Source organism: Microtetraspora niveoalba (assembly GCF_001570405.1).
In the GTDB taxonomy this organism is placed as follows: Bacteria; Actinomycetota; Actinomycetes; order Streptosporangiales; family Streptosporangiaceae; genus Microtetraspora; species Microtetraspora niveoalba.
Genome location: NZ_BBYM01000071.1, coordinates 1 through 14,794 on the forward strand (window position 1 = coordinate 1; position 14,794 = coordinate 14,794).

At 74.4% G+C, this 14,794-nt stretch carries 1 protein-coding gene; it reads right to left on the reverse strand.

The window, feature by feature from the left end; translation table 11 throughout:
- Positions 1-14,794: type I polyketide synthase (locus tag AWQ70_RS41835; protein ID WP_157530942.1), on the reverse strand; the 14,794-nt coding region annotated here is incomplete at both ends.

Sequence of the window (14,794 nt, forward strand, 5' to 3'; positions counted from 1 at the left end):
CCGCCCGGCCTGCGCCGCCAACGCCTCCACCGACCGGCCCGACACCGGCCACACCACCGGACCGGCCACACCCGCAACCCGCTCAACCTCAACGACCGGCGCGGCCTCGATGATCACGTGCGCGTTCGTCCCACTGATCCCGAACGACGACACACCCGCCCGGCGCGGCCGATCCGCAGACGGCCACGCCCTCGCCTCGGTCAGCAACTCCACCGCACCCGCCGACCAATCAACGTGCGGCGAGGGCTCATCCACATGCAACGTCGCCGGCAACACCCCGTGGCGCATCGCCTGCACCATCTTGATCACACCGGCCACACCGGCGGCCGCCTGCGTGTGCCCGATGTTCGACTTGATCGACCCCAGCCACAACGGACGACCCTCCGGACGATCCTGCCCATACGTCGCCAGCAACGCCTGCGCCTCGATCGGATCACCCAACCGAGTGCCCGTGCCGTGCGCCTCCACCACATCAACCTCAGCCGGAGACAACCGCGCGTTCGCCAACGCCTGACGGATCACCCGCTCCTGCGACGGACCGTTCGGAGCCGTCAACCCGTTCGACGCGCCGTCCTGGTTGACCGCACTGCCCCGCACCACCGCCAACACGTCATGCCCGAGCCGCCGCGCGTCCGACAACCGCTCCAACACCAACAGGCCGACACCTTCCGACCACCCACTGCCGTCAGCGGCAGCGGCGAACGCCTTGCAGCGTCCGTCCGAGGCCAGACCACCCTGCCTGCTGAACTCCGTGAACACCGCGGGCGTGGCGAGCACGGTCACTCCACCGGCCAGCGCCAGATCGCACTCACCGTTGCGCAGTGCCTGTGCCGCCCAATGCAGCGCCACCAGCGACGACGAACACGCCGTGTCCACCGTCACCGCCGGCCCCTCGAGCCCGAACGTGTACGCCACCCGACCGGAGGCGACGCTGCCCGCGTTCCCCGTTCCCAGGAAGCCCTTGACCTCATCGGGCACCGCACCGGCTCCGGTCGCGTAGTCGTGGTACATCAGGCCCGCGTAGACACCTGTACGGCTACCGCGGAGCGAGGTCGGGTTCAGGCCCGCGGATTCGAACGCCTCCCAGGACGCCTCCAGCAGCAGCCGCTGCTGCGGATCCATCGCCAGCGCCTCACGTGGCGAGATCCCGAACAGGCCCGCGTCGAATCCGGCCGCGTCGTGCAGGAAGCCACCCTCGAACACGGGAGTGCCCCCGACACCGTCGCCGGAGTACACCTCGCCGATCTCCCAGCCGCGGTCGGCGGGGAAGGACGTGATGCCGTCGCCACCGGCGGCCAGCAACTCCCAGAGCTGCTCGGGATCGCCGACACCGCCCGGATACCGGCAGCTCATGCCCACGATCGCGATCGGCTCGTCGGCGGCCGCGGGCGACGACGCGGTCACCGCCGGCGCGGCGGCCTGCCGTCCGGCCACCTCGTCGCGGAGGAACTCGGCCAGCGCGGCCGAGGTGGGATAGTCGAACACCAGCGTCGCGGGCAACCGCAGATCGGTGACGGCCTGGAGCCGGTTTCGCAGCCTGACGGCGAGCAGCGAGTCGAACCCGAGGTCCTTGAACGCGCGTCCCGGCTCGATCGCGTTCGCGCTCGCGTGTCCGAGGACCGCGGCCACTTCGGCGGCGAGCACCTCGGACACGACGCGGAGCTGCTCGGTACCGGGCAGCGCGGCCAGCCGCCGGGCCAGCGCGCCTTGAGCGGTCTCGCCCGCCGCGCGCCGCAAGCCCGGGCGGACCAGCGCGCGCAGCAGCGGTGCCACGTCCCCTGAAGGATCGGCGGCGAGTCGCAGGCGGATCGGCAACACATGTGCCCGCTCCGATCCGGCGCTCGCGTCGAACAGCGCGAGTCCCTCGGCATCGCTCAGCAGCGCGGCGGTGCGGGCCACCCGGGCCACCTCGCCCGCCGACATGTGACCGGTCATGCCGCTCGCGCTCGCCCACAGTCCCCAGCCCAGCGACACCGCGGGCAGACCGGCGGCCCTGCGTCGCGCCGCCAGCGCGTCCAGCACCGCGTTCGCGGCCGCGTATCCCGCCTGTCCTCCCGGGCCGAACGTTCCGGCCGCCGAGGAGAACAACACGAACATGCTCAGCCCACGGTCCGCGGTCAGCTCGTGCAGGTGCAGTGCCGCGTCGATCTTGGGGCGCAACACCCGCGCCAGACGGTCGGGGTCGTACGCGGAGATCGTGCCGTCGTCCAGCACTCCTGCCGCGTGGACCACGCCGGTCACCGGATGTGCGTCCAGTACGGCCGCCAGTGCGGCCCGATCGGCGGCGTCGCACGCCACCACCTCGACCTCGGCGCCGAGCGTGCGCAGGTCGGCGACCAGCTCGGCCGCACCGGGACTGTCCGTTCCCCTGCGGCTCAGCAGCACGAGTCGCCGCACGCCGTGACGGGACACCAGATGCCGTGCGAGCAGTCCGCCGAGCGTGCCCGTGCCACCGGTGATCAGCACGCTTTCCGGTGCGGCGGGCATGGCGGCGGCCGGTGTGCGGACCAGTCGCGGCGCAAGGATCTCACCACCCCGCACCGCCGTCTGCGGCTCCGTGCCGACGGCACGCGGCCAGACCGCCGCGTCGTCGTGGAGCGGGTCGCGGTCGACCAGCACGAACCGGTCCGGATGCTCCGACTGCGCCGACCGCACCAGCCCCCAGACCGCCGCACCGACCAGGTCACCGGCGTGGCCCTCGGCCACGTCACCGACCACGCCGTCGCCCCGGGCTCCGGCGACGGCTCCGCGGGTCAGCACGACCAGGCGGGACGCAGCCAGCCGGTCCTCGGCCAGCCACTCCTGGAGCACGCCCAGCACCTCGGAGACGACCCGCGAAATCGCCGCGGCCTCGTCATCGTCCGCGCCACCACCGGGAACGGGCAGCACCACGACGTCCGGTGCGGGACCGCCCTCGTCCAGCCCAGCCCGCAAAGCGGACAGATCATCAAATCGGGCCGCATCCCGCAGACCGGCGTCACCACCGCCGAGCAGCACCCAACCGGAGGACGAAGCGGAGCCCGCCGGCGGCAGCGGCACCCAGTCGACGGCGAACAGGGCGTCGTGGACACCGCTCTCCCCGGCCTGTTCCAGAGTCTCGGGCGTGACCTCCCTCGTCACCAGTGAATCGATCGTGACTACCGGGGCGCCGGTGGGGTCGGCGGCCCGCAGCGCGAACCCGCCGGGCCGCTCGGTCAACGCCACCCGCAACACCGTCGCGCCGGTGGCGTGCAGGGACACTCCACTCCACGCGAACGGCAGCCGCGTCCCGGCTTCCGTGCCACCGGTGAGAACGGCAGCGTGCAGAGCCGCGTCCAGGAGCGCCGGATGCAGCCCGTACGCGCCCGCCTCGGACTCCGTGCCCTCCGTCGACGCGACCTCGGCATAGACGGTGTCGCCGTCGCGCCAGGCGGAGCGGAGTCCCCGGAACGTGGGGCCGTAGCCGTAACCGGCCTCCGCCAGGTCGGCGTAGAACCGGTCGAGATCCAAGGGCCGCGCGCCGGACGGCGGCCACATCGCGAGGTCGAACCCGGCGGGCGGCGTGTCCGCGCCCAGCACACCGGTCGCGTGACACACCCACGGCCCGTCCTCCGCGGCCCGGGAGAACACCTCCACCGCACGGTCACCGGAGTCGTCGACACCGATGCTCACCTGCACGGCCACACCGCCCTGCGCGGGCAGGACAAGCGGCGCCTGCAACACCAGCTCGCGCAACACCCCGCACCCGACCTGCGCACCGGCCCGCAACGCCATCTCCACGAGCGCGGCTCCCGGCACCAGCGCCCGGCCGAGCACGACGTGATCAGCCAGCCAGGGGTGGCTCGCCGCTGACAAGCGTCCGGTGAGCAGCACGCCGCCGTCCGTCAGCGGAACCGCCGCTCCGAGGAGCGGATGCCCGGCCGTCACCTGGCCCATGGCCGCGACGTCCCCCGTCGCGACCGGCTTCGGCCAGTACCGCTCACGCTGGAACGCGTACGTCGGCAGCTCCACCCGACGGCCACCCGGCACGAAACCGGTGAAGTCGACCTCCACCCCTGCGCACCACACCTCGGCCAACGCCGCCAGGAACCGCTCCGCCCCGCCGTCGTCACGACGCAACGTGCCCACCGCGACAGCCTCGACCCCGGCATCCTCCGCGGTCTCCTGCACCCCGACCGTCAACACCGGATGCGGACTGCACTCCACGAACACCGACCGGCCATCCGCCAGCAACGCCCGCGCCGTCTCCTCGAACAGCACCGGCGACCGCAAGTTCTCATACCAATACGCCGCGTCCATCACGCAGGTGTCGATCGATCCGCCGGTCACGGTCGAATACAGCGCGATCTCCGAACTGCCGGGCGCGATCGACGCCAGCTCAGCCAGGACCTCGTCCCGGATCCGCTCCACCTGCGGGGAATGCGACGCGTAATCCACCGGAATCCGCCGCGCCCGCAACCCGCTGGCCTCACAAGCGGCCAGCAGCTCGTCCAGCGCTTGCGGCTCACCCGCCACCACGGTGGAGGACGGGCCGTTGAACGCGGCCACCGACACCCGGCCCGCGAACCCGCCCAACACCCCCTCGACCTGTCGCCGCCCGGCCGCGACCGACACCATGCCCCCACCACCGGCCAGCACGGTCAACGCCCGACTCCGCAACGCCACCACCCGCGCGCCGTCCTCAAGAGACAGCGCGCCCGCGACCACGGCGGCGGCGATCTCTCCCTGCGAATGACCGACGACCGCGGAGGGGTGAACGCCGCGAGCTCGCCAGGCGGCGGCGAGCGACACCATCACCGCCCACAACACCGGCTGAACCACATCCACCCGGTCCAACCCCGCGCCGCTCTCCAACACCTCCGTCAGCGACCACGACACGAACGGAGCCAGCGCCGCCTCACATTCGGCCAGCCGCTCCCGGAACACCGGCGACCAATCGGCCAGCTCCCGGGCCATCCCGACCCACTGCGACCCCTGACCGGGGAACACGAACACCACACCGCGGCCCGCGCCCTCCGCGGCCACCCCCTGGACCACACCCGGCCAGGCCACACCGCGGGCCAACGCGGCCAAGCCGTCCGCCGACGCCGCCAGATCCGACCCCAGAACGACGGCGCGACGCCCCAGCGCGGCCCGCGACAACAACGAACGAGCCACATCCACGGACGCCAGCTCCGGCCGCTCGGCCACGAACCCGCGCAACCGCTCCGCCTGCGCCGTCAACGATCCGGCGGTCCTGGCGGACAACAACCACGGAACCACATCGGGAACGGGCCGGGCCTCCGACGCCTCGGCGGCCGGCGCGGCCTCCAGAATCAGGTGGGCGTTGGTGCCGCTCATCCCGAACGACGACACACCGGCCCGGCGCGGCCGATCCGCGGACGGCCACGGCCGGGCCTCGGTCAGCAGCTCCACCGCACCCGCCGCCCAATCCACGTGGGAGGTCGGCTCGTCCGCGTGCAACGTCGGCGGCAACACGCCGTGGCGCATCGCCTGCACCATCTTGATCACACCGGCCACACCCGCGGCCGCCTGCGTGTGCCCGATGTTCGACTTGATCGACCCCAGCCAGAGCGGCCGATCCTCCGGGCGCTCCTGCCCATACGTCGCCAGCAACGCCTGCGCCTCGATCGGATCACCCAACCGAGTGCCCGTGCCGTGCGCCTCCACCACATCAACCTCGGACGGAGACAACCGCGCGTTCGCCAACGCCTGACGGATCACCCGCTCCTGCGACGGACCGTTCGGAGCCGTCAACCCGTTCGACGCGCCGTCCTGGTTGACCGCACTCCCCCGCACCACCGCCAACACGTCGTGCCCGTTGCGCCGCGCGTCCGACAACCGCTCCAGCACCAGCACGCCCACGCCCTCGGACCAGCCCGTGCCGTCCGCCGCGTCGGCGAAGGGCTTGCACCGCCCGTCCGCCGCGACCCCACCCTGCCTGCTGAACTCGGCGAAGATGCCCGGGTTGGCCAGCACCGTGACTCCACCGGCCAGCGCCATCTCGCACTCGCCGCTCCGCAGCGCCTGCGCCGCCCAGTGCAACGCCACCAGCGACGACGAACACGCGGTGTCCACCGTCACCGCCGGCCCTTCAAGCCCGAAGGTGTACGCCACCCGTCCCGAGATCACGCTGTTCGACGTGCCGGCCAGCACGTGCCCTTCCGCGCTCGCCGACAGGTCGGTGCCGACGCCGTAGAACGAGGTCCCGGCCCCCAGGAACACGCCCACGGACGCGCCGTGCAGCCGCGACGGATCGATCCCGGCCGACTCGAACGCCTCCCACGCGGCCTCCAGCGACAACCGCTGCTGCGGGTCCATGGCCAGCGCCTCACGCGGCGAGATCCCGAACAACCCCGCGTCGAACCGGGTCGCGTCCGGCAGGAAACCTCCGCGCAACGCGTACGCGGCGTCCGCGACGTCGGCCTCCCAGCCACGGTCGGCGGGGAAGTCCGCCATCCCGTCGACGCCGCCCGCGACCAGGTCCCACAACCGCTCGGGGCTGTCCGCGCCGCCGGGCAGGCGGCAGCTCATCCCCACGATCACGATCGGGTCGTCGTCCGTCCTCACCGGAGCGGCCGCCGCCGCGACCGGAGCGTCCCGGTCCCCGAGCAGTTCGCCGCGCAGGTATTCGGCCAGCGCCGCCGGGGTCGGATGGTCGAAGACCAGCGTCGCCGGCAGTCGCAGCCCGGTCGCGGTCTGCATCCGGTTGCGCAACTCCACCGAGGTCAGCGAGTCGAAGCCGATGCCCTTGAACGCGCGCCCGGCCGCGACGGCGTCCGCGGACGTGTGGCCGAGCACCATCGCGGCCTGCTCCCGCACCAGGTCGGCGAGCAGGTGGAGCTGGTCGTCGGGCCGGAGCCCGTCGAGCCGCTGGGTGAGCGTCGCCGCGGCCGGGGCGTCGAGGGCCCGGCGCAGCGTGCCGCCCGCGAGCCCGCGCAGCACCGGCGGAAGGCCCAGCCGGTCGGCGCGCAGGGCCGCGACATCGAGATTCACCGGTGCGAGGTGAGCGCGCGGCACGGTCGTGCCGACGTCGAAGAGCGCCAGCCCCTGCGCGGTGGAGAGCGGCGCCCCGATGCGGGCCGCTCGGGCCAGGTCGGTGTCGCTCAGCCGGCCGGTGATGCCGCTGGCCTCCTCCCACAACCCCCAGGCCAGCGACATCGCGGGCAGCCCGCGCGCCCGCCGGTACGCGGCCAGCGCGTCCAGGAAGCCGTTCGCCGCCGCGTAGTTGCCCTGCCCGGGAGGTCCGAGGACGGCCGCCACCGACGAGAAGAGCACGAACATGGCGAGGTCGTGTCCCGCCGTCAGCTCGTGCAGGTTGATCGCTGCGTCCACCTTCGGGCGCAGCACCGTCGCGAGCCGCTCCGCGGTGAGCGTCTCGATCACGCCGTCGTCAGCCACGCCCGCCGTGTGCACCACGCCGGTCAGCGGGTGTGCCGCCGGGATCGCGGCCAGCACGGCGGCCAGCGCGTCGCGGTCGGCGGCGTCGCAGGCCGCGACCGTGACCGACGCGCCCGCCTCCTCCAGGGCGGCCACCAGACGCGCCGCGCCCGCGGACTCCGCGCCGGTACGGCTGAGCAGCAGGAGACGCCGGACGCCGTGAGCGGTGACCAGGTGGCGCGCCAGCAGGCCGCCGAGGGTTCCGGTTCCGCCGGTGATCAGAACGGTGCCGTCCGGGTCCAGCGGCCCCGGCACGGTCAGCACGTTCTTGCCGACGTGCTTGGCCTGGCTCATGAACCGGAACGCCGACTGCGCCTCCCGCACGTCCCACGCGGTGATCGGCAGCAGCCGCAGCGCTCCGGATTCGCACAGCGCGAGAACCTCGGTCAGGATCTCGCCCATCCGCTCCGGACCGGCTTCCGACGGGTCGAACGCCCGGTAGCGCACCCCCGGGTACTCGGCCGCGACCTGGGCGGCGTCGCGCAGGTCCGCTTTCCCCATGTCGGCGAACCGGCCGCCGGCCGCGAGGAGCCGCAGCGAAGCGTCGACGAACTCGCCCGCCAGCGAGTTCAGCACCACGTCCACGCCGCGACCGCCGGTCGCCTCCCGGAACCGGCTTTCGAACGCCAGATCCCGCGATGATGCGATGTGTCCGTCGTCGAGCCCGGCCGCACGCAGTGTGTCCCACTTGCCGGGGCTCGCCGTGCCGTACACCTCGAGCCCCAGGTGACGCGCCAGTTGCACGGCCGCCATCCCGACGCCGCCCGCCGCCGCGTGCACCAGCACCGACTCACCCGGCCGGGCCGCCGCCACGTCGACGAGGCCGTAATAGGCGGTCACGAACGCCACCGGCATCGAGGCGGCCTCGGCGAACGACCAGCCGGCCGGAACGCGCGCGAGCCGGGCGCGATGGGCGACGGCCACCGGACCGAAGCCCCCCGGGAACAGGCCGAAGACCCGGTCGCCCGGTGCCAGGTCGGTCACCTCGGCACCGACATGCAGGACGACGCCCGCACCCTCGGATCCCATGTCCGCGCGTTCCGGGTACATGCCGAGCGCGATCAGCACGTCGCGGAAGTTCACTCCGGCCGCGCGCACGGCCACCCGCACCTCGTGCGGGCGCAGCGGCGGTTCGGCCGGTTCGTACGGCCGCAGCGTCAGGTTGGCCAGCGTCCCCTCGCCCGCGACGTCCAGCCGCCAGGCGGACGTGCCTTCGGGGACGGCCAGGCCGTCCGGTGAGGGCACGCGGGCCAGCCGTGGCGCGCGCAGCTCGCCGCCGCGCGCCGCGAGCTGGGTCTCTCCCAGGCCGACGGCGTGCCTGACCAGGTCCCACGCGGCGGAGCCGTCGTCGTCCAGCAGGACGAACCGGTCCGGATGTTCGGCCTGCGCCGATCGCACCAGGCCCCAGACCGCGGCGCCGGCGAGATCCTCGACGGCCTCGCCCGCGCCCGCCGTCACCGCGCCCCGGGTGAGGACCACGAGCCGGGAGGCCGCGTTCCGCTCGTCGGCGAGCCATCTCCGCACCACGTCGAGGACGGCGCCGGTCACCGCGTGGACGTGCGCCGCGAGGTCGGCGCCGGGCGCGGGCGCGCCGACCCGGCACACGACGAGAGCGGCCGCCGTGTGATCTGCAGTGTGGTCCGCTGTGCCGTCTGTTGGGTGGTCCGCCTCGACGACCCCCTCCGCCCCCACGGCGAACCGTTCCGCGATGTCGTCGAAGCCGTCGGCCGCCGCGGGTGCGGGCAGCGCGCTCCACTCGAGCGCGAACAGGGCGTCGCCCGCTTCGGCGCGGCGCGGGTCCGGTTGCCCGGCCTGCGCCGGGCGCAGCGTCAGCGATCGTACGTCGGCCACCGGGGCGCCGGTGGCGTCGGCGACCCTGATCGAGATCGCGTCCGTGCCCGCGGACGCGAGCCGGACCCGGGCGACGGACGCACCCGTGGCGTACAGCGACACGTCGGACCACACGAACGGCAGCGGGGTCACCCCCGCGCCGTCCAGGAATCCGCCGACGGTCACCGCGTGCATGGCCGCGTCGAGCAACGCCGGATGCACGCCGTACGCGCCCGCCTCCTCCGCCGCGGACGGCGGCAGGGCGACCTCGGCGTAGACGACGTCGGCGTCCCGCCACGCCGCGCGCAGTCCCCGGAACACCGGGCCGTAGCCGTACCCGGCCTCGGCCAGGCTCGCGTAGTAGCCGTCCAGGTCCACCGGTTCGGCGCCCGGTGGCGGCCATGCCGTGAGGTCGAACGTTTCGGCCTCCGGCCGCGAGGCGAGCACGCCGACGGCGTGCCGTACCCACCCCGCGGAGCCGTCGGGCCGCGCGAAGACCGACACCGGGCGCTCGCCCGAGGCGTCGGCGTCCCCTGCCCGCACCTGGATCCGGACGCTGCCGGTCGCGGGCACGGCCAGCGGCGCCTCCAGCGTCAGCTCCCGCAGCGTGGTGCAGCCGACTTCCCGGCCCGCTCGCAGCGCCAGTTCCACGAAGCCGGTGCCCGGCAGGATCGCCTGGCCCCTGACGGCGTGGTCGGCGAGCCACGGCTGCGCCGCCAGGGACAACCGTCCGATCAGCACGGCGCCGTCGCCGTCCGCCAGCGGCACGGCGGCGCCCAGGAGCGGGTGCTCGGTCGCCGCGAGGCCGGTCCCGGTGACGTCGGCCGCGGCCGGGCGCAGCCAGAAGCGTCGCCGCTGGAAGGCGTAGGTGGGGAGGCCGATCTTCTTGCCGCCGCGCCCCGCGAGCATCGCCGCCCAGTCGACCACGACTCCGTGCGCCCAGGCGGTCGCGACCGCCCGCAGCACCGCCTGCGCCTCGGGGCGGTCGGCGCGCAGCGCCGGGGCCAGCATGGCCGTCCCGGCAGCGTCGCGCGCATCCAAGGTGAGCCGCGCCATGGCGGTCAGCACCGAGTGCGGGCCGATCTCCAGGAAGCGGTTCGCGCCCTGCCCGGCCAGCCAGGTCACGCCGTCCGCGAACCGGACGGCCCGGCGCACGTGCCGCACCCAGTACTCGGCAGAGGAGATCTCCTCGGCGGAGACGGGCGCACCGGTCAGGTTGGACACCACCGGAATGCGCGGCGGCTGGTAGGCGAGACCGCCGGCGACGGCCGCGAACTCGGCGAGCATCGGCTCCATCAGCGCCGAGTGGAAGGCATGCGAGACTTTGAGCCGGTTCGTCCGGCGACCCTCCGCCCGCCAGCGCTCCGACAGCTCGGTGATCGCGTCCTCGCCGCCGGAGACGACCACCGCGTCCGGGCCGTTCACCGCGGCCAGGTCGACCCGGCCGCCGAACGCGGCGAGCGCCTCGGCCACCTCGGCCTCGGTGGCCGCGACGGCCAGCATCGCCCCGCCGGACGGCAGCGCCTGCATCAGGGCGCCACGGGCCGCGACCAGCGCGGCCGCGTCGTCAAGCGTGAGTACGCCGGCGACGTGGGCGGCCGCGAGTTCGCCGATCGAGTGGCCCAGCAGGAAGTCGGGGCGCAGTCCCCAGCTCTCCAGCAGGCGATACAGGGCCACTTCGAAGGCGAAGAGCGCGGCCTGGGTGTAGAGCGTCCGGTCCAGGTGAGCCGCTTCGGGGGTGCCCGCGTCGGCGAACATCACCTCGCGCAGCGGGCGGTCGAGCGCCGTGTCGAGCCGGAGGCAGACGGCGTCGAGGGCGTCCGCGAACGTGGGGAACGCCGCATACAGCTCGCGCCCCATGCCGGGCCGCTGCGACCCCTGTCCGGAGAAGAGGAACGCCAGCCGGCCGTCCCCCGCGATTCCCCGGACCAGGCCGGGATCGTCGGCGCCGGACGCGAGCGCGGTCAGAGCCGCGTGGTAACCCGGCGGGTCGGCCGCCAGGACGACGGCCCGGTGTGACAGGCCGGTCCGTCCGGTGGCCAGCGACAGGGCGATGTCCTCGGCCGGGGCGCCGGTCGCGGCGAAGTCGCGCAGGCGCTCGGCCTGGGCGGCGAGCGCGGACGGGCCGGCGGCCGAGACCGGCCACGGGAGCACGCCGTCCGCCGGGCCGTGGACGGGCTCTTGGACGGCGTCCGGGGGCGGGGCGCTCTCAAGGATGACGTGGGCGTTGGTGCCGCTGACCCCGAACGACGACACACCGGCACGACGCGGCCGATCAACGGCGGGCCACGGCCGCGAAGCGGCCAGCGGTTCGACCGCTCCCGCCGTCCAGTCCACGTGCGGGGTGGGGGTGTCCAGGTGGAGGGTCCCGGGCAGCTCGCCGTGCCGCATCGCGAGCACCATCTTGATCACGCCGGCCACGCCCGCGGCGGCCTGGGTGTGCCCGATGTTCGACTTCACCGAGCCGAGCCACAGCGGGCGCCCCTCGGGCCGATCCTGACCGTAGGTCGCCAGCAGTGCCTGGGCCTCGATCGGGTCGCCCAATCGGGTGCCGGTGCCGTGCGCCTCCACGGCGTCCACGTCGGACGCCGACAATCCCGCGTTCGCCAGCGCCTGGCGGATCACCCGCTGCTGCGACGGCCCGTTGGGCGCGGTGAGGCCGTTCGACGCGCCGTCCTGGTTGACCGCGCTGCCGCGCAGCAGCGCCAGCACCGGGTGCCCATTTCTCCGGGCGTCGGAGAGGCGTTCGACGAGCAGCACGCCGACACCTTCGGACCAGCAGGTGCCGTCCGCGGCGGCGGAGAACGGCTTGCAGCGGCCGTCGGCGGCCAGCCCGCGCTGGCGGCTGAACTCGATGAACGAGTCCGGCGTCACCATGACGGTCACGCCGCCCGCGAGCGCCATCTCGCACTCGCCGGCGCGCAGCGCCGCGGCGGCCAGGTGCAGCGCGACGAGCGAGGAGGAGCACGCGGTGTCCACCGTGACGGCGGGTCCCTCCAGGCCGAACGTGTAGGCCAGCCGGCCGGAGGCGACGCTGGTCGTGGTGCCGGTCAGGATGTGACCCTCCAGGCCGTCCGGCAGCGCCGCGCCGTGCCCGTACCCGGAGGAGGTCACCCCCATGAAGACGCCGCCCTGGCCGCCGCGGACCGTGGCCGCGTCGATCCCGGCGTTCTCGAACGCCTCCCAGGCCGCCTCCAGCAGCAGCCGCTGCTGCGGGTCCATCCCGAGGGCCTCGCGGGGGGAGATGCCGAACAGTTCGGCGTCGAACGCGGCGGCGTCGGCGAGGAAACCTCCGCGCCGGGTGTACGTGGTGCCCTGGTGGGCGGGATCGGGGTCGTACAGCGCCTCGATGTCCCAGCCACGGTCGGTGGGGAACTCGGTGATGGCGTCCCCACCGTCGGCGATCAGACGCCAGAAGTCCTCCGGGCCCGCGACGCCGCCGGGGAAGCGGCAGCTCATCCCGATGATCGCGATGGGCTCGTCGGCGCCGGCGGCGGCCGCGGCGACGACGGGTCCGGAGGTGAGCCCGCCGGCGAGGTGGCGCGCCATCTCGGCGATGGTGGGGTAGTCGAATACGGCCGTGGTCGGCACCGGCATGCCGGTGCTGGCCTTCAGGCGTTTGCCCAGCTCGACCGCGGTGAGCGAGTCGAAGCCGAACTCCTTGAACGGCCGGCCGGCCTCGAGTTCGGAGGGGTCGGCGTGCCGGAGCACCGCGGCGACCTCCGCCCGGACGACGGCGAGCATCTCCCGCTCGCGTTCGGCGGCCGACAACGAGGCGACCCGGTCGGCCCATTCGGAACGTGCGCCGCCGGTCTCGGCGCCGCCCTGTGTGACGGCGGCCGGGCGCAGGTCGGGCAGGTCCGCGAGCAACGGGCTCGGGCGGAGCGCGGTGAAGGAGGGCTCGAACGAGGTCCAGTCCACGTCGGCGACGATCACGGACGCCTCGCCGTGGTCGACGGCCAGGTCCAACGCCGCGTGAGCGAGCTCGGGGTCCATGGCCGGCAGGCCGCGCAGGCGGAGGAAGTCCGCATCACGCCCGTTCGGGAGGGTCCCCGCGCCCGCCCACGGCCCCCAGGCGACGGCGGTCGCCGGGAGGTGCCCGGACCGGCGGTGGTCGGCCAGCGCGTCGAGGAAGGCGTTGCCCGCCGCGTACGCGGCCTGGTTGCCGCTGCCCCAGACCCCGGCGACGGAGGAGAAGAGCACGAACGCGTCCAGCGGCACGCCGGCCAGCGCGGCGTGCAGGTTCGCGGCTCCGGCGACCTTCGCGCCCAGGACGCGGGCGAATTCGGCGGGCCCGGTGCGGTCCAGCGCGTCGGTGGGGCCGACCTCCGCCGTGAAGATCACGCCGGAGATCGGGTGTTCCGCCAGCGTCGCGGCAAGCGCCCGCTCATCGGCGATGTCGCACGCGGCGGCCGTGGCCGGGGTGCCGGCGCCGGTCAGTTCCGCGGCGAGCGCGGCGACGCCGGGATCGTCCGCTCCGTGGCCGCCGACCAGCAGGAGGCGCGAGGCGCCCCGGCAGGCCGCCCAGAGCGCGGCCTGCCTGCCGAGCGCGCCGTCGGCCCCCGTGACCAGCACCGTGCCGGTGAGCGGCACCCTTTCCGGAGGTACGGCGGGCAGCGGTGCGCGGACCAGGCGGGCGGCGAACACTCCGGAGGAGCGCACCGCCACCTGGTCCTCGTCGCCGGACAGGACCGCGACGAGCCGCCGGCCCGCATGTTCGTCGACGACCGGCGGAAGATCGATCAGGCCGCCCCAGCGGTCCGGGTGTTCCAGCGCCGCGGTGCGGCCGAGGCCCCACATCTGGGCCTGGACCGGGTTCTCGAGGCGGTCCGCGCGGCCGGTCGAGACCGCGCCCCTGGTCAGGGCCCAGAGCGGGGCGCCGATGCCCGCGTCGCCGAGCGCCTGCAGCAGGGTCAGGGTGATCGCCACGCCCGCGGGCAGCACCGTGCCGGGCAGCGGCTCCTCGGCCGGCCCGGCGAGGCAGACCACCGCGGCGATCGACTCGTACGGCGAAGCGGCCGCGCGGATCGTCTCGGCCATGGCGTCGCGGCCGACCGCCGGGTCGTCCACGATCAGGGTCACGATCTCGGCGCCCGCGGCGCCGATCGCCGCGGTCACCTCGTCGAGGGTCCCGGCGTGCTCGGTGCCGCCGGGCGCGACCACCAGCCAGGTCCCGGCCAGGGTGGTTCCGGCGGGCAGGTTGTCGACGGGCTTCCAGGTGATCCGGTAGCGCCAGGAGTCGAGCGTCGAGTGGACCCGGCGCCGGCGCCGCCAGGTCGCCAGTGCGGGCAACACCGACTCCAGCGACCCGTCCGGTTCCAGGTCCAGGGTCGCCGAGAGCTCGGCCAGATCGTGGCGGTCGACCGCGTCCCAGAACCGCGCCTCGACCGGGTCGGCCTCCGCCGCGACCGACGAGGACTCCAGCCAGTACCGCTCACGCTGGAACGCGTACGTCGGCAGCTCCACCCGACGGCCACCCGGCACGAAACCGGTGAAGTCGACCTCCACCCCCGCGCACCACACCTCCGCGAGCGCCGCCAGGAAC